This window comes from Pseudomonas sp. GW821-FHT12A04, from assembly GCF_058807755.1.
The window spans coordinates 23,853-40,038 of record NZ_JBXAQZ010000006.1 but is presented as its reverse complement, the minus strand read 5'-3'; the positions used below and the strand labels follow the sequence as shown (position 1 = coordinate 40,038).

Here is a 16,186-nt window from a genome sequence, read left to right as displayed (position 1 = left end):
AAATTACGCCTCCACGAACGGATACGTCAATATGCTTGACCTTAAAAACCCGCTTTCCCAGCAGCAAGCCATGGAAGCGTTTTTCTTCGGCTACCAGGCCTTCACCGCCAAGGCCGATGAAATGCTCGAACGTCGCGGCCTGAGTCGGGTGCATCAGCGCATCGTGTTTTTCATCGCCCGCTATCCGAACCTCAGCGTCAAGGAGTTGCTGGCCTTGCTCGGGGTGAGCAAGCAGGCGTTGAACATGCCGTTGCGTCAGTTGGTCGAGATGCATCTGGTGAACAGCGTCGCGTCCGAGACTGACAAGCGTAAGCGGCTGCTGGAACTGACCGATGACGGCGCTCGTTTCGAACAGTCGTTGCGCTGTGAGCAGGTGAAATTGCTGGAGCGGGTGTTTGCCGAGGCTGGGGAGACGGCGGTGAATGGCTGGCTGGCGGTGAATCTGGCGCTTGGGGAGAATCAACAAAAAACCTGAGCCCGAAAGTCCTTCGCGAGCAGGCTCGCTCCTACAGGGGTATGCGATCAACTGTGGGAGCGAGCTTGCCCGCGATGGCATCGGAACAGGCGATATATCCCTATTGCCAAACTTTTCGTCTACAAAATCAAAAACATTATTTGCATTCTTTGTATACAAAAGCATAATCCACTTCGTGCGAGTTCCTGACCAAGAGGTCAACAAATTCGCAAGTACCTCAAAGGGCCGCTGCCACCCCTCTCGGATCCGGCCCTGGAAATAACAATAAAACTCTTGAGGAGTACTCGCTGTGGAAAGCCGCAAATCCGAAGCATCGACGCTGGAAATCTCGCCGCCATTACGCAATGGCTTGCTGGAACGTCTGTTCAAACTCAGCTTGCACGGCACCACGGTGAAGACCGAGCTGATTGCCGGTCTGACAACCTTCATCACCATGGCTTACATCATTTTCGTCAACCCCAACATCATGGCCGACGCCGGGATTGATCACGGGGCGGCGTTCGTCGCCACCTGTATCGCCGCGGCACTCGGTTGCCTGTTGATGGGCCTGTACGCCAACTGGCCGGTCGGCCTGGCACCAGGCATGGGGCTGAACGCCTTCTTCACCTACACCGTGGTCGGTACCATGGGCTACAACTGGGAAACCGCCCTCGGCGCGGTGTTTGTGTCCGGTGTGTTGTTCATGATCCTGACCTTCTCGCGGATCCGCGAATGGCTGCTCAACAGCATCCCGGTCAGCCTGCGCTTCGCCATGGGCGCCGGCGTGGGTCTGTTCCTGGGGCTGATCGGCCTGAAAACCGCAGGTATCGTCGTCGATAGCCCGGCGACCCTGATCAAGCTCGGCTCCCTGCGCGAACCCGGTCCGCTGCTCGCCGCCGTGTGCTTCCTGATGATCGCCATCCTCAGCTATCACAAGGTGTTCGGCGCGATCCTCATCAGCATCATCACCGTGACCCTCGCCGGTTGGGGCCTTGGGCTGGTGCACTACGAGGGCATCATGTCCGCCCCACCGAGCCTGGCTCCGACCTGGATGGCCATGAACGTTGTAGGTGTATTCAACATCAGCATGGTCAGCGTGGTCCTGGCCTTCCTCTTCGTGCACATGTTCGACACCGCAGGCACCCTGATGGGCGTTGCCCAGCGTGCCAACCTGGTGGGCGCTGATGGCAGGATTGAAAACCTCTCCCGCGCCATGAAAGCCGACAGTGCTTCCAGCGTATTCGGTGCGGTAGTCGGCGTTCCTCCGGTCACCAGCTACGTGGAAAGTGCTGCCGGTGTTGCAGCGGGTGGTCGGACTGGTCTTACCGCAGTGACCGTAGGTGTGCTATTTATTGCAGCCATGTTCTTCGCACCGCTGGCCGGGATGATTCCTGCCTATGCAACCGCGGGCGCGCTGATTTATGTAGCGATGCTGATGATGGGCGGCATGGCCCACATCGAATGGGACGAAGCCACCGACAGCATTCCGGCAATTGTCACCGCCATCATGATGCCGCTGACTTTCTCGGTCGCCGACGGCATCGCACTGGGCTTCATCACCTACGTGGCGATGAAGGCCGGTACCGGCAAGTACAAGGAAATTTCGGTGAGCCTGTGGGTGCTCTGCGCGATCTTCATCGCCAAGTTCATCTTCTTGTAAACCACACGCGGTACACGCTTGAAAACAGCCTCACCCCGTCGGGTGGGGCTTTTGTGCAAATGGAGGAAAGTGATGAGTCTGGAAACCTGGCTGCTGTTCAGCGGCGCTGCGCTGATAGTGATCCTGATCCCGGGGCCGCTGTCGTTGCTGATGATCAGCAACAGTCTGAATTACGGCCTGCGCCGCTCTTACCCGGCCTTTCTCGGCGGCGTGTCGGCATCGATCTGCCTGCTGAGTGCTTCGGCGCTGGGTCTGGGGGCGTTGTTGCTGGCGTCGGAACAGCTGTTCAGTGCCCTGAAGATTCTTGGCGCCCTCTACCTGTTCTACCTCGCCTGGCAGAGCTGGCAGCAATCGCGCCTGCCTTCCCATGGCGCTGAAGTGCCACAGGCCGCGCCGGTGCCACGCTTTCGCGCACTGTTCGGGCGTGCGTTCATGCTGGGCGCAAGCAACCCGAAAGATATCCTGTTCTTCGCCGCTTTCCTGCCGCAGTTCTTGAGTGCCGAACAGCCGTTCCTGCCACAACTGCTGGTGATGATCGTGACCTGGACCGTGCTCGACCTGCTGTGCAAATTGGCCTACGGCCTCGGCGCCCATGGTGCGGCACGGTATCTGCGCAGCGGCAAGGGACAGAGCTGGTTCAACAGGATCAGTGCGGGGTTGTTCAGTGGCGCGGGGGCTGCATCGTTGTTGAGCCGATAACAGTTGTAGGAGCGAGCTTGCTCGCGATGGACGTTAACGATGACGCGGGCCATCTGAATGCCCGCGTTGTCTGGGCCTCCATCGCGAGCAATCGAGCGTCGACCGGCTGCTCCTACAGAAGACGAAAAAAAGCCCGCAGTGTGAGCGGGCGAAAGACCAAAGAAGCTATATGCGCAGTCGCTTCCAGGTTGCAGCAGCTGCCTGGGGGATCAGCTGCCGCGGTAGGTGGAGTAGCTGTAAGGCGAAATCAACAACGGCACATGGTAGTGATCCTGCTCGGCGGAGATGCCAAAACGCAGCACCACGACATCCAGGAATGCAGGCTCCGGCAGCTGAACGCCACGGGCGCGGTAGTAATCGCCGGCATGAAACTGAACCTGATAGACCCCGGTGCGGTAGTCATCGCCTTGCAGCAGCGGTGCATCGACACGGCCATCGCTGTTGGTTATCGCGCTGGCGACCAATTCCAGGTGCGATCCTTCAACGCGGTACAACTCGACCTTGATCGAGCTGCCCGGGCAACCGTGTGCTGCGTCCAAAACGTGTGTAGTCAAACGTCCCATTGATTCTGCGCGCCTGCCTGCGTGGAGCAGTCAGACTTCGCGCCTCCCGAAGTCAGTTGAAAAGGAGACCGCACCGATTCGGAGCACGAAAAGCTGCGGCGAGCGACTGATTAAGACACTTTTCAAAAAAATTGTACACAATAAAAACGACATTTTTCGCATGACACCCGCCATCTGCATGTTTACCGCCGATTTCCCGCCAAACCGCACCGCCTATGAACCCTTCAATCAATAATTGACCAGTCAGGCAGATTTCTTGCAGGCTCACGCCAATAGCAGTAAAAGATGACAGTCGGTGAAAAATGCGAAAAATCAGGCTTACAAAGTGAATATAAAGTTGTATACAATCAGCCCATCGCTGTGACGCAAGCCCGCCATCCCATTTTCAGCTGCGTCACACCAACCGTCATCATCGAATAAGAAGGAAGCCTGCAGTGAGCGCTGACTACCCACGCGACCTGGTCGGTTACGGCAGTAACCCTCCTCACCCCCACTGGCCGGGCAATGCCCGTATTGCCCTGTCGTTCGTACTCAATTACGAAGAAGGCGGCGAGCGCAACATCCTGCACGGCGACAAAGAATCCGAAGCGTTCCTCTCGGAAATGGTTTCAGCCCAGCCGCTGCAAGGCGCGCGCAACATGAGCATGGAATCCCTCTACGAGTATGGCAGCCGTGCCGGCGTGTGGCGGATCCTGAAGCTGTTCAAGGAATTCGACATTCCACTGACCATCTTCGCCGTGGCCATGGCCGCCCAGCGTCACCCGGACGTGATCCGCGCCATGGTCGATGCCGGCCACGAGATCTGCAGCCATGGCTATCGCTGGATCGACTACCAGTACATGGACGAAGCCCAGGAACGCGAGCACATGCTCGAAGCGATCCGCATCCTTACCGAAATCACAGGCACTCGCCCGTTGGGCTGGTACACCGGCCGCACGGGTCCGAACACCCGTCGCCTGGTGATGGAGGAAGGTGGTTTCCTCTACGACTGCGACACCTACGACGACGACCTGCCCTACTGGGAACCGAACAACCCGACCGGCAAGCCGCACCTGGTGATCCCGTATACCCTGGACACCAACGACATGCGCTTCACCCAGGTCCAGGGTTTCAACAAGGGCGACGACTTCTTCGAATACCTGAAAGATGCGTTCGACGTGCTCTACGCCGAAGGCGCCGAGGCTCCGAAGATGCTGTCGATCGGCCTGCACTGCCGCCTGATCGGCCGTCCGGCGCGTCTGGCTTCACTCAAGCGCTTTATCGAATACGCTAAAAGTCATGAACAGGTGTGGTTCAGCCGTCGCGTCGACATCGCGCGTCACTGGCAAGAAACCCACCCGTACACAGGGGCTGCCAAATGAGCACCTTTCAAACCGTCAAACCTTCGGCCCTGAGCCGCGACGCCTTCGTCGCCGCTTTCGCCGACATCTACGAACATTCGCCATGGGTGGCCGAGAAGGCCTACGACCTGGGCCAGGATGCCTCGATCGATGAGATCGAAACCCTGCACCAGCGCATGAGCGACATCCTGTTGAGCGCCGATCACACCAGTCAGCTGGCATTGATCAACGCTCACCCGGACCTGGCCGGCAAAGCCGCCGTCCAGGGCCAACTTACCGAAGCCAGCACCAATGAACAGGCTGGCGCCGGTATTCACCAATGCACGGCCGAAGAGTTTTCTCGCTTCACCGAGCTGAACGACGCCTACAAAGCCAAGTTCAAGTTTCCCTTCATCATGGCGGTAAAAGGCAGCAACCGGCATCAGATCCTCGCAGCGTTCGAAACGCGCATCCACAACCCGGTCGACACCGAGTTCAAGTGCGCGCTGGCGGAGATCAACAAGATCGCCCTGTTCCGATTACTGACCCTATAGCAAGCCTGGCCCCAGCGGATTCAAGAACGCCGAAACCGCCCGGGGCCTGGCAAGTATCCCAAGCCACTTATTTAAAGGCAGACAAGAAGAATGAAAGCTTACGCCGTACCTTTCGAGAAGTTCGTCAACCTGGCCGATGCCCGCCTGGGCACCAAAATCATCTCGGTCACCGATGACTGGTTCGCAGACGCCAACCGTCTGTTTCAACCGACCCCGGCCGTATGGAAGGAGGGCGTGTTCGATGACAACGGCAAGTGGATGGACGGCTGGGAATCGCGCCGCAAGCGCTTCGAAGGCTTCGACAGCGCAGTGATCCGCCTGGGCGTACCGGGTTCGATCAAGGGCGTCGACATCGACACTTCATTCTTCACCGGCAACTTCCCGCCATCGGCGTCCCTGGAAGCCTGCTTCCTGACCGAAGGCGAGCCGAACGAAAACACCCAGTGGGTTGAAGTGCTGTCGGCCGTCGAGCTGCAAGGCAACAGCCACCACTACCACGAAATCAATAACGACCAGGCCTTCAGCCACCTGCGCTTCAACATCTACCCGGATGGCGGTGTGGCCCGTCTGCGCGTGTACGGCGTGCCGTTCCGTGACTGGTCGGCTACCGGCGACAACGAGCAAGTCGACCTGGCCGCCGCCCTTAACGGTGGTCGCGCCCTCGCCTGCTCCGATGAACACTTCGGTCGCATGAGCAACATCCTCAACCCGGGCCGTGGCATCAACATGGGCGATGGCTGGGAAACCGCGCGTCGTCGTACCCCGGGCAATGACTGGGTCATCGTCGCGCTGGGTCATGCCGGCGAAGTCGAAAAAGTCATCGTCGACACCCTGCACTTCAAGGGCAACTACCCGGACAGCTGCTCGATCCAGGGCGCGTTCGTGAAGGGCGGTACCGACAGCCAGATCGAAACCCAGTCGCTGTTCTGGCGCGAACTGCTGCCAAGCCAGAAGCTGGAAATGCACGCCGAGCACACCTTCGCCGAGCAGATCAAGGCACTGGGCCCGATCACCCACATCCGCCTGAACGTGTTCCCGGATGGTGGTGTGAGCCGCCTGCGCGTTTTGGGCAAGGTCGCTAAATAAGCGGTGGGACCAATCGCGAGCAAGCTCGCTCCCACAGGTTTTGTGAACGCCACAGTCCACTGTGGGAGCGAGCTTGCTCGCGATGGCGATAGAACTAACAACACAGAATTCGGATAAGAACAGCATGCGCACACTGACGATTGAACCGCTGACCAAAGAAGCCTTCGCCCCTTTCGGTGACGTGATCGAAACCGACGGCAGCGATCACTTCATGATCAACAACGGTTCGACCATGCGCTTCCATAAACTGGCTGTGGTCGAAACCGCCACGCCAGAGGACAACGCGATCATCAGCATCTTCCGCGCCGATGCGCAGGACATGCCGCTGACCGTCAGCATGCTGGAGCGCCATCCGCTGGGCAGCCAGGCTTTCATTCCGCTGCTCGGCAACCCCTTTCTGATCGTGGTCGCGCCACTTGGCGATGAACCTGTATCAGGCTTGGTCCGCGCCTTCGTCACCAACGGCAGGCAGGGCATTAATTACCATCGCGGCGTCTGGCACCACCCGGTGCTGACGATCGAAAAGCGGGATGACTTCCTGGTGGTTGATCGCAGTGGCACAGGCAATAACTGCGATGAGCATTTTTTCAAAGAGGATGAGCGTTTGATCCTCGCCCCCCACCAATAAGAGAAGGTCTGATCACTCGACAACAGAGTGACAGGCGAGAGGTAAAGACTGTGGAAGCACATCTGTTGGAATGGCTGAACCTGAGCGTGCGCTGGGTTCACATGATTACTGGCGTGGCCTGGATCGGTGCGTCGTTCTACTTCGTCTGGCTGGAAAACAACCTCAATCGGGTCAATCCGAAAAGCGGTCTGGCCGGTGATTTGTGGGCGATCCACGGCGGCGGTATCTATCACCTGGAAAAATACAAACTGGCTCCACCGACCATGCCGGACAACCTGCACTGGTTCAAATGGGAAGCCTACTTCACCTGGATGTCGGGTATCGCGCTGCTGTGCGTGGTGTTCTACTCCAACCCGACGCTCTACCTGCTGGCTCCGGGCAGCACCCTGAGCGGTCCTGAAGGCGTGGCCATCGGCCTCGGCTCGCTATTCATCGGTTGGTTCATCTACTCCTTCCTGTGCGACTCGGCCCTGGGCAAACGCCCTGCCCTGTTGGGTTTCATCCTGTTCGTCCTGATCATCGGCGCAGCCTACGGCTTCAGCAAAGTGTTCAGCGGTCGGGGTGCGTACCTTCACGTCGGCGCGATCATCGGCACCATCATGGTCGGCAACGTGTTCCGCATCATCATGCCGGCACAGCGCGCACTGGTTGCGGCGATTGCCGAGAACCGCACGCCGGATCCGGCGCTGCCGGCCAAAGGCCTGTTGCGTTCGCGTCACAACAACTACTTCACCTTGCCGGTGCTGTTCATCATGATCAGCAACCACTTCCCGAGCACCTACGGCAGCCAGTACAACTGGTTGATCCTGGCCGGGATCGCGGTACTGGCGGTGTTGGTACGTCACTACTTCAACACCCGTCACGACAGCCACAAGTTTGCCTGGACCCTGCCAGTGGCAGCGGTGGGCATGATCTGCCTGGCTTATGTGTCTGGTCCGAAGCCGATGTCCAGCGCCCCAGAAGTGGCCAACGCTCCAGCGAAAATCGAATACCAGCCGCTGCCGGAAACCGCAGTGGGCGGTGGTTTGAAACCTGCTGAAGCCAAACCCGCAGAAGCACCTGCTGCCGCTCCGGCTCAGGCATCCAATGCCGGCCCGGGTTTCGACAAGGTGCACAGCGTGATTCAGGAACGTTGCACGGTCTGCCACTCGGCCAAACCAACCAGCCCGTTGTTCAGCGCAGCCCCGGCCGGGGTGATGCTGGACACTCCCGAGCAAATCCGCCAGAACGCACCGCGGATTCAGGCGCAAGCCGTCACCAGCCAGATCATGCCACTGGGCAACATCACGCAGATGACCCAGCAGGAACGTGACCTGATCGGTGCCTGGATTGTGCAGGGAGCCCAGACCAATTAATCGCTAAAAGCATCGCGGGCAAGCTCGCTCCCACAGGTTTTGCATGGCCTGTGTGGGAGCTGGTTTGCCTGCGATTGGCCGCAATGCGGTCCACCTGATTCGAATACAGCTGCCAGCAGCACTGCAGCTGTAAATCACAAGAATAAAAAGATCCGAGGTGTTGCATGTCCGAGCTATCCGAAGCGCGCATCCCCGACGCACCCGCCATTCAGCGTTTGCCCCTCTTGCAACTGATCCTGGTCGGTTTGCAACATGTTCTGCTGATGTACGGTGGTGCCATCGCGGTACCGCTGATCATCGGACAGGCCGCTGGCCTGAGTCGTGAAGAAATCGCCTTCCTGATCAACGCCGACCTGCTGGTGGCGGGTATCGCCACCATCGTCCAGTCCCTCGGCATCGGCCCCATGGGCATTCGCATGCCGGTGATGATGGGCGCCAGTTTCGCCGCCGTCGGCAGCATGGTCGCCATGGCCGGCATGCCCGGTATCGGCCTGCAAGGGATCTTCGGCGCGACCATCGCCGCCGGGTTCTTCGGCATGATCATCGCCCCGTTCATGTCCAAAGTCGTACGCTTCTTCCCGCCGCTGGTGACCGGCACAGTCATCACCTCGATCGGTTTGTCGCTGTTCCCCGTGGCTGTGAACTGGGCCGGCGGCGGTGCCAGCGCCACTCAATTCGGTTCGCCGATTTACCTGACCATTGCCGCGCTGGTGCTGGGTACCATTTTGCTGGTGCATCGCTTCATGCGCGGTTTCTGGGTCAATATTTCCGTGCTGATCGGCATGTGCCTGGGCTATGTGCTCTGCGGCCTGCTCGGCATGGTCGACCTCAGTGGCATGGCTCAGGCTCCATGGCTGCAATTCGTCACTCCGCTGCACTTCGGCATGCCCAAATTCGAACTCGCGCCGATCCTCTCGATGTGCCTGGTGGTAGTGATCATCTTCGTCGAGTCCACCGGGATGTTTCTTGCGCTGGGCAAGATCACCGGTCAGGAAGTCTGTCCACGGATGCTGCGTCGAGGCTTGTTGTGCGATGCCGGCGCTTCGTTCTTCGCCGGCTTCTTCAACACCTTCACCCACTCCTCCTTCGCCCAGAATATCGGCCTGGTACAGATGACCGGCGTGCGTTGCCGTTCGGTGACCATCGTTGCCGGCGGGTTGCTGATCGTCTTGAGCCTGCTGCCCAAAGCCGCGTTTTTGGTGGCGTCGATTCCTCCGGCAGTACTGGGCGGCGCAGCGATTGCGATGTTCGGCATGGTCGCCGCCACCGGAATCAAGATTCTCCAGGAGGCCGACATCGGTGACCGTCGCAACCAGTTGCTGGTGGCGGTGAGCATCGGCATGGGCCTGATCCCGGTTGTACGCCCGGAGTTTTTCGCCCACCTGCCCGTGTGGATGAGCCCGAGCACCCACAGCGGCATCGCCATGGCCACCCTCAGCGCGCTGACGCTGAACCTGCTGTTCAACATCCTTGGTGGCGCCGAACGCGCGGCCATCAACGACTGCCACGCTCACACGCATTAACCCGGAAACACACGCCCCCTGTAGGAGCGAGCCTGCTCGCGATGAACCCGAGAACACCGCGTTTATCCAGATAACACGCGTAATCGTTGACGACCATCGCGAGCAGGCTCGCTCCTACAGGGTAAGGGTTTCCTGCGCCTTAAAATAAAAACAAGAGGGAGCAACAGATGATTCGGACACAAACCAACCTGCTGTTGGGTGCTGGCCTGCTGGCCGCGAGTCAGGCCATGGCCGGCGATCTACTGCTGTGGCAGACCAACAGCCTGAGCTATCTGTATGGCAAGAACTTCGCGATCAACCCGGCGATCCAGCAGACGATAACCTTCGAACACGCCGACCGCTGGAAGTACGGCGACAACTTCATGTTTATCGACAGCACCTACTACAACGGCGAGAAAGACCGAAACAAAGGCGTTCATGCCTATTACGGCGAGTTCAGCCCACGCCTCTCCTTCGGCAAGATCCTCGACCGCCGTTTCGAATTCGGCCCGATCAAGGACGTGCTGCTGGCCATGACCTACGAGAACGGCGAAGACGACACCGAGGCCTACCTGATCGGTCCCGGTTTCGACCTGGCGGTACCGGGTTTCAACTTTTTTACCCTGAACTTCTATTACCGCCAGACCGAAGGCTCGCGCCCTGGCGATGATGTCTGGCAAATCAGCCCGGCCTGGTCCTACACCCTGCCACTGGGCAACTCGAACCTGTTGATCGACGGCTACATCGACTGGGTGGTGGATAACGACCAGAACGCCCGCGGCACCTATCACGCCAACCTGCACTTCAACCCGCAGATCAAATACGACCTGGGCAAAGCCCTGGGCTGGCGCGAGAAACAGGTGTATGTCGGCACCGAATACAGCTACTGGAAAGACAAATACGGCGTCCAGGACAGCTCCCGTTTCAACACCAATGAAAACACCGCCAGCCTGCTGGTAAAGGTGCACTTCTGATGCTGCTCCGCAACCGTGCCCAAAACCTGCCGTCGGTGCGCCGTTGCGGAGCACTTGAGACCTGGCCGAGGAGTCAGTATTCTCCGCGGCCGCCCGAATCCGGTTTAAAAAAAAGCCCGGATGTAAAACCTGACCAGAAAGCCAACTTATCCCGGCTCTGGCAGGCACCAAGGCACTCCAAAACCCCTCTCAATCGACCGCTCTTGAGCCGTCGAACGGGAGTTTTTTTGCTTTTTGAAAGCCTTGGCTCAGCTCTTGCTAACAGCATTAAAGCTGACCGAATGGATGATTTTTTACCGCTACAGAAAAAGGCGCCACACCAGAGCGCCGACCTTAAAAAAATAACGTGGAACCACCTACTTTTTGGGAGCAACCGAATGAAACGTACGTGTACTAGCCTGATGCTGGCGGGATCGATGCTGGCCGGGGGCCAGGCCATGGCCGGCGATTTGCTGCAGTGGCAAAACAACAGCCTGACCTATCTGTATGGCAAGGACTTCCAGGTCAACCCGCGCATCCAGCAGACGGTGACCTTCGAACACGCCGATGCCTGGAAGTACGGCGACAACTTCTTCTTCATCGACAAAATCTTCTACAACGGCAAGGAAGACCATTTCGCGGGTGAAAACACTCACTACGGCGAATTCCAGCCACGCCTGTCGTTCGGCAAGATCTTTGACCAGAAGCTGGAGTTCGGCCCGATCAAGGACGTGCTGCTGGCCATGACGTATGAGTTCGGCGAAGACGACACCGAGTCGTACCTGGTCGGTCCTGGTTTCGACCTGGCCATTCCTGGTTTCGATTACTTCCAGTTGAACTTCTATAATCGTCACACCGAGGGTGGCCGTCCGGGTGACGATGTCTGGCAGATCACTCCGGTCTGGTCCTACACCATTCCGGTGGGTGGCTCGGACGTCCTGATCGACGGCTTCATGGACTGGGTGGTAGACAACGACGTCAACAGCAAAGGCGAGTACCACGCCAACCTGCACTTCAACCCGCAGGTCAAATACGACCTGGGCAAGGCGTTGAATCTGGGTGCCAAGCAGCTGTACGTCGGTGTCGAGTATGACTACTGGAAAAACAAATACGGTATCGAAGACAGCGAGGGCTTCAAGACCGATCAGAGCGTGACCAGCTTCCTGGTCAAGGTTCACTTCTGATCTGAACACCTCCTGTAGGAGCGAGCCCGCTCGCGATGGTCGTGAACGATAACGCTGGGGTCCTGATACCCCGCGGTGTCCTTTCGTCCATCGCGAGCGGGCTCGCTCCTACATCTCAAGCCGAAACCAAAGACTCCCCAATTCCAAGAAACCGGCACAACTCCCCGCGCTTGGCCAACGCATCCCGCCGCCCCAGTTCAATCAACTCGCTGCAATACCCCGCCTCGAACAGCAGGTAGCTCAAAACCCCCGCCCCGCTGGTCTTGGTCGCCCCCGGCCCGCGCAGAAACAGGCGCAATGCCGCCGGCAATTCCTGGCGATGACGCGCGGCAATCTCATCGATCGGCTGGCTCGGTGAAATCACCAACACGTCCACCGGCGCCACGCCCAAAGCGCGGGTGGGTGTACCGTCGGGCATCAGGTGACTGAACTGGTTCAGGCGCTGCAACAGTTCGATGTCGCTTTCCAGGCTGTCAATGAACGTACTGTTGAGCATGTGCCCGCCGATCTGCGCCAGTGACGGCTGCTGACCGGTGTAGCTACGCAACAAGGGTTGTCGCGGGTCAATCCCGCGGGGGTTGCCACTGACGCCCACCACCAGCACCCGACTGGCACCCAGATGCAACGCCGGACTGATCGGCGCCGACTGACGCACCGCGCCATCCCCGAAATACTCTTCGCCGATTTTCACCGGGGCGAACAGCAGCGGAATGGCCGAACTGGCGAGCAGGTGTTCAACGGATAAACGGGTGGGAACACCGATACGCCGATGGCGCAACCAGGCATCGATCTTGCCGCCGCCCTCATAGAAGGTGACGGCCTGGCCGGACTCATAGCCGAACGCGGTGACCGCCACCGCATGCAATTGCTTCTGTGCGATCGCTTCGGCGATGCCACCCATATGCAGCTTGTCGTTGAGCAAATCCCGCAGCGGAGAACTGTTGAGCAGCGCCACCGGAACCTGGGCACCGATGCCGAGCAAACTGTGGCTGACAAAGCGGCTGGCCTGGCGGATCACCCCGGGCCAGTCGCTGCGCAACACCAGATGACTGCGAAAGCCCTGCCAGAATGCCGTCAGGCGTTCGATGGCGTTACGAAAGTCCATCGCCCCGCTGGCGAGGCTGACGGCGTTGATCGCGCCCGCCGAGGTGCCGACGATCACCGGGAACGGATTGCGGGCCCCCGGCGGCAGCAATTCGGCAATCGCCGCCAGCACCCCGACCTGATAGGCCGCCCGAGCCCCGCCACCGGAAAGAATCAACCCTGTAACCGGTTCGCCTGGACTCATGCACAACTCTCCATGGTGCTTGATGGGATTTCGTTGTTTCAACCTGTTCCCTTGCTCGCGATGGTTGTGAAAACGCCGCGGGGGTGTCAGGTGCCCCGCGTTATCGTTGGCCACCATCGCGAGCGAGCTCGCTCCTACACGCGTTTGGCGTACAGCTTGGGCTCGCCCGGTGGGCGGCTCTTGAAGCGGCGATGGGCCCACAGGTATTGCTCGGGATGCTCGCGCAGAACGCTTTCGATCCATTGGTTGATGCGCAGGCAGTCGGCCTCCTCGGTTTCGCCGGGGAAGCCTTCGAGCGGCGCATGGATCACCAGGCGATATCCGCTGCCGTCCGCCAGACGTTCCTGGGTGAACGGCACCACCAGCGCCTTGCCCAGTCGCGCAAACTTGCTCGTGGCGGTGACGGTCGCGGCCTGAATGCCGAACAGCGGCACGAAAATGCTTTGCTTGGCGCCGTAGTCCTGATCCGGTGCGTACCAGATCGCCCGGCCCGAGCGCAGCAGTTTGAGCATGCCGCGCACGTCTTCGCGTTCCACCGCCAGCGAATCGAGGTTGTGCCGCTCGCGGCCCTGGCGCTGGATGTAGTCGAACAGCGGATTCTTGTGCTCGCGGTACATGCCGTCGATGGTGTGCTGTTGACCGAGCAACGCTGCGCCGATTTCCAGCGTCGTGAAGTGCAGGGCCATCAGGATCACGCCCTTGCCCTCACGCTGAGCCTGCTGCAAATGCTCCAGCCCTTCGATATGAGCAAGATTTGCCAGGCGCTTGCGCGACCACCACCAGCTCATCGCCATCTCAAAGAACGCGATGCCGGTGGAGGCGAAGTTTTCCTTGAGCAGGCGTTTGCGTTCGGCGGCGATTTTTTCAGGAAAACACAGTTCCAGATTGCGCTTGGCAATGCGCCGTCTGTCGCCGGCCACGCGATACATCAATGCGCCCAGTGCGCGACCGATCCACAGCAGTGCCGGGTACGGCAGCTGGACGATCAGCCACAACAGCCCCAGGCCACACCACAGTGGCCAGAAACGTGGAGATAGAAATGCTTTTCGAAAACGCGGGCGGTCCATTAATGCTTCCGGAATGACAATGGCCGCGCATTCTACATCGTTCGACCCGGCTTGCGGCCCGCGGGCGTTCTCGTTATAAGTCTCGGCACTTTTAGTGACAAGTCGTTGTATGCCGACCATGAGCCAAACCGAACCGCTAGACCAAGATCCCGTGTTCCAGTTGAAGGGCAGCATGCTGGCCATTACGGTGCTGGAACTGGCCCGTAACGACCTCGAAAGCCTTGATCGGCAACTGGCCGCCAAGGTCGCCCAGGCGCCCAACTTCTTCAGCAACGCGCCACTGGTACTGGCCCTGGACAAACTCCCGGCCAACGGAGGCGCGGTCGATCTGCCAGGGCTCATGCGCGTCTGCCGCCAGCATGGCCTGCGTACCCTGGCGATCCGCGCCAGCCGCATCGAAGACATTGCCGCCGCCATCGCGGTCGACCTGCCGGTACTGCCACCGTCCGGTGCCCGGGAGCGTCCACTGGACCTGACCGAAGGCGAACCGAAGAAAAAACCGGAAAAACCGCCCGAGCCGACCATCAAGCCGACGAAAATCATCACCTCGCCGGTACGCGGTGGCCAGCAGATTTATGCCCAGGGCAGCGATCTGGTGGTGATCTCCTCGGTAAGCCCGGGAGCGGAACTTCTCGCCGATGGCAACATCCATGTATACGGCCCGATGCGTGGTCGCGTGTTGGCCGGCGTCAAGGGCGACACCAAGGCGCGGATTTTCTGTCAGCAAATGAGTGCTGAACTGATTTCCATCGCCGGGCATTACAAGGTTTCCGAAGATCTGCGCCGCGACCCGCTATGGGGTTCGGGTGTGCAGGTCAGCCTGTCCGGCGACGTGTTGAACATCATTCGGCTTTAACGGATACTGCCGCATTTTCCAAGCATCTCTAAAACGTAGCGAAAACGGCTCAAACGAAGTAGGAAAAAGGCCGAAAGCAGTGTTTACCGGGGGTAAACGCCGCTCAAAACCGGATTCCAGCCAAGGCTGTCCGACTGCAGTAGTTTTTCAGGAGATGTTTTTCAGGGACTGAAAAGTCCTTTTTCCTTAGGGGTGAAACACCTTGGCCAAGATTCTCGTGGTTACATCCGGCAAGGGTGGTGTGGGTAAGACCACCACCAGCGCCGCTATCGGTACCGGCCTCGCTCTGCGCGGCCACAAAACAGTGATCGTCGACTTCGACGTGGGCTTGCGCAACCTCGACCTGATCATGGGTTGCGAGCGCCGCGTGGTGTATGACTTCGTCAACGTGGTCAACGGCGAAGCCAACCTGCAACAGGCTCTGATCAAAGACAAGCGCCTGGAAAACCTCTACGTGCTGGCCGCCAGCCAGACCCGCGACAAAGACGCGCTGACCGTCGAAGGCGTGGAAAAGGTCCTGATGCAACTCAAGGAAGACTTTGAGTTCGTGGTCTGCGACTCCCCGGCAGGCATCGAGAAAGGCGCCCACCTGGCCATGTACTTCGCCGATGAAGCGATCGTCGTGACCAACCCGGAAGTCTCCTCGGTACGTGACTCCGACCGCATGCTCGGCCTGCTGGCCAGCAAGTCCCGTCGTGCCGAACGCGGCGAAGACCCGATCAAGGAACACCTGCTGATTACCCGTTATCACCCGGAACGTGTGAGCAAAGGCGAAATGCTCGGCGTAGAAGACGTCAAGGACATCCTTTCGGTGACCCTACTCGGCGTGATCCCTGAATCCCAGGCGGTGCTCAAGGCATCCAACCAGGGTGTTCCGGTGATTCTCGACGACCAGAGCGATGCCGGCCAGGCCTACAGCGATACCGTTGACCGCCTGCTGGGCAAGACCGTGGATCATCGATTCCTTGATGTACAGAAGAAGGGATTCTTCGAGCGCCTGTTTGGAGGCAACTAAGCA

The 16,186-nt window shown here is 59.3% G+C and carries 16 protein-coding genes; 13 read left to right on the top strand and 3 right to left on the bottom strand.

Annotation, left to right across the window (positions count from 1 at the left end; genetic code table 11):
* Positions 1-31: 31 nt before the first annotated feature.
* From AC1RS8_RS11175 to AC1RS8_RS11165, 3 genes are all read left to right on the top strand, one after another.
* Positions 32-475 carry a MarR family winged helix-turn-helix transcriptional regulator gene (locus AC1RS8_RS11175; RefSeq protein ID WP_407515248.1) on the top strand — a complete coding sequence of 148 codons (444 nt, stop codon included), beginning with the start codon at positions 32-34 and terminating at the stop codon, positions 473-475.
* Positions 476-764: 289 nt separating this feature from the next.
* The gene (locus AC1RS8_RS11170; RefSeq protein ID WP_090453980.1) at positions 765-2,114 is read left to right on the top strand and encodes an NCS2 family permease; all 1,350 of its coding nucleotides are present in this window, start codon (positions 765-767) and stop codon (positions 2,112-2,114) included.
* 72 nt (positions 2,115-2,186) lie between these two features.
* Positions 2,187-2,813, top strand: coding sequence for a LysE family translocator (locus AC1RS8_RS11165; protein ID WP_150812347.1), 627 nt, complete (start codon positions 2,187-2,189; stop codon positions 2,811-2,813).
* Positions 2,814-3,022: 209 nt separating this feature from the next.
* On the opposite strand, the gene uraH is transcribed toward AC1RS8_RS11165, so the two are convergent.
* Positions 3,023-3,376, bottom strand: coding sequence for a hydroxyisourate hydrolase (gene uraH / locus AC1RS8_RS11160; protein ID WP_003223171.1), 354 nt, complete (start codon positions 3,374-3,376; stop codon positions 3,023-3,025).
* Positions 3,377-3,810: 434 nt separating this feature from the next.
* Here uraH and puuE point away from each other — a divergent pair, with 434 nt between their 5' ends.
* The 8 genes from puuE (at position 3,811) to AC1RS8_RS11120 (ending at position 11,957) form a co-directional block, all read left to right on the top strand.
* Positions 3,811-4,737 (top strand): allantoinase PuuE, encoded by a 927-nt coding sequence (gene puuE / locus AC1RS8_RS11155; RefSeq protein WP_057715758.1) that lies wholly within the window; start codon positions 3,811-3,813, stop codon positions 4,735-4,737.
* Positions 4,734-5,249, top strand: a complete 516-nt coding sequence (gene uraD, locus AC1RS8_RS11150) for a 2-oxo-4-hydroxy-4-carboxy-5-ureidoimidazoline decarboxylase (RefSeq protein ID WP_057715759.1) — start codon at positions 4,734-4,736, stop codon at positions 5,247-5,249. Before puuE ends, uraD begins: the two co-directional genes overlap by 4 nt.
* A gap of 90 nt (positions 5,250-5,339) precedes the next feature.
* A complete protein-coding gene (gene alc, locus AC1RS8_RS11145) occupies positions 5,340-6,335 on the top strand; it encodes an allantoicase (protein ID WP_057715760.1) in 996 nt (331 codons plus the stop codon).
* A gap of 124 nt (positions 6,336-6,459) precedes the next feature.
* Entirely contained in the window at positions 6,460-6,963 is a 504-nt protein-coding gene (locus AC1RS8_RS11140; RefSeq protein ID WP_085723223.1) for an ureidoglycolate lyase, read from the top strand.
* Between the two features lie 50 nt (positions 6,964-7,013).
* Entirely contained in the window at positions 7,014-8,318 is a 1,305-nt protein-coding gene (locus AC1RS8_RS11135; protein WP_340314462.1) for a urate hydroxylase PuuD, read from the top strand.
* 164 nt (positions 8,319-8,482) lie between these two features.
* A complete protein-coding gene (locus tag AC1RS8_RS11130; RefSeq protein ID WP_489340058.1) occupies positions 8,483-9,841 on the top strand; it encodes a nucleobase:cation symporter-2 family protein in 1,359 nt (452 codons plus the stop codon).
* Between the two features lie 167 nt (positions 9,842-10,008).
* Positions 10,009-10,794: an outer membrane protein OmpK gene (locus AC1RS8_RS11125; RefSeq protein WP_057715763.1), complete on the top strand. Its 786-nt coding sequence runs from the start codon at positions 10,009-10,011 to the stop codon at positions 10,792-10,794.
* A 377-nt stretch (positions 10,795-11,171) separates the two neighbouring features.
* Positions 11,172-11,957: an outer membrane protein OmpK gene (locus tag AC1RS8_RS11120; protein WP_057715764.1), complete on the top strand. Its 786-nt coding sequence runs from the start codon at positions 11,172-11,174 to the stop codon at positions 11,955-11,957.
* A gap of 115 nt (positions 11,958-12,072) precedes the next feature.
* Here the strand turns inward: AC1RS8_RS11120 and AC1RS8_RS11115 are convergent, their stop codons facing one another.
* Together AC1RS8_RS11115 and AC1RS8_RS11110 are read right to left on the bottom strand one after the other, a co-directional pair.
* On the bottom strand, positions 12,073-13,245 hold the full coding sequence (locus AC1RS8_RS11115; RefSeq protein ID WP_090453970.1) for a patatin-like phospholipase family protein: 1,173 nt from the start codon (positions 13,243-13,245) through the stop codon (positions 12,073-12,075).
* Between the two features lie 134 nt (positions 13,246-13,379).
* Positions 13,380-14,312 (bottom strand): lipid A biosynthesis lauroyl acyltransferase, encoded by a 933-nt coding sequence (locus AC1RS8_RS11110; protein WP_489340057.1) that lies wholly within the window; start codon positions 14,310-14,312, stop codon positions 13,380-13,382.
* A 118-nt stretch (positions 14,313-14,430) separates the two neighbouring features.
* Here AC1RS8_RS11110 and minC point away from each other — a divergent pair, with 118 nt between their 5' ends.
* Positions 14,431-15,168: a septum site-determining protein MinC gene (minC, locus tag AC1RS8_RS11105; protein WP_090457784.1), complete on the top strand. Its 738-nt coding sequence runs from the start codon at positions 14,431-14,433 to the stop codon at positions 15,166-15,168.
* 202 nt (positions 15,169-15,370) lie between these two features.
* On the top strand, positions 15,371-16,183 hold the full coding sequence (minD, locus tag AC1RS8_RS11100; protein ID WP_090453967.1) for a septum site-determining protein MinD: 813 nt from the start codon (positions 15,371-15,373) through the stop codon (positions 16,181-16,183).
* The last annotated feature ends 3 nt before the right edge of the window (positions 16,184-16,186 follow it).

Bases quoted from the DNA above. Each gene is read 5' to 3' on its own strand.
- uraH (WP_003223171.1), bottom strand. From the start codon at position 3,376: ATGGGACGTTTGACTACACACGTTTTGGACGCAGCACACGGTTGCCCG.
- AC1RS8_RS11130 (WP_489340058.1), top strand. From the start codon at position 8,483: ATGTCCGAGCTATCCGAAGCGCGCATCCCCGACGCACCCGCCATTCAG.
- AC1RS8_RS11165 (WP_150812347.1), top strand. From the start codon at position 2,187: ATGAGTCTGGAAACCTGGCTGCTGTTCAGCGGCGCTGCGCTGATAGTG.
- AC1RS8_RS11140 (WP_085723223.1), top strand. From the start codon at position 6,460: ATGCGCACACTGACGATTGAACCGCTGACCAAAGAAGCCTTCGCCCCT.
- AC1RS8_RS11115 (WP_090453970.1), bottom strand. From the start codon at position 13,245: ATGAGTCCAGGCGAACCGGTTACAGGGTTGATTCTTTCCGGTGGCGGG.
- AC1RS8_RS11120 (WP_057715764.1), top strand. From the start codon at position 11,172: ATGAAACGTACGTGTACTAGCCTGATGCTGGCGGGATCGATGCTGGCC.
- AC1RS8_RS11110 (WP_489340057.1), bottom strand. From the start codon at position 14,312: ATGGACCGCCCGCGTTTTCGAAAAGCATTTCTATCTCCACGTTTCTGG.
- AC1RS8_RS11125 (WP_057715763.1), top strand. From the start codon at position 10,009: ATGATTCGGACACAAACCAACCTGCTGTTGGGTGCTGGCCTGCTGGCC.
- AC1RS8_RS11175 (WP_407515248.1), top strand. From the start codon at position 32: ATGCTTGACCTTAAAAACCCGCTTTCCCAGCAGCAAGCCATGGAAGCG.
- minC (WP_090457784.1), top strand. From the start codon at position 14,431: ATGAGCCAAACCGAACCGCTAGACCAAGATCCCGTGTTCCAGTTGAAG.
- uraD (WP_057715759.1), top strand. From the start codon at position 4,734: ATGAGCACCTTTCAAACCGTCAAACCTTCGGCCCTGAGCCGCGACGCC.
- alc (WP_057715760.1), top strand. From the start codon at position 5,340: ATGAAAGCTTACGCCGTACCTTTCGAGAAGTTCGTCAACCTGGCCGAT.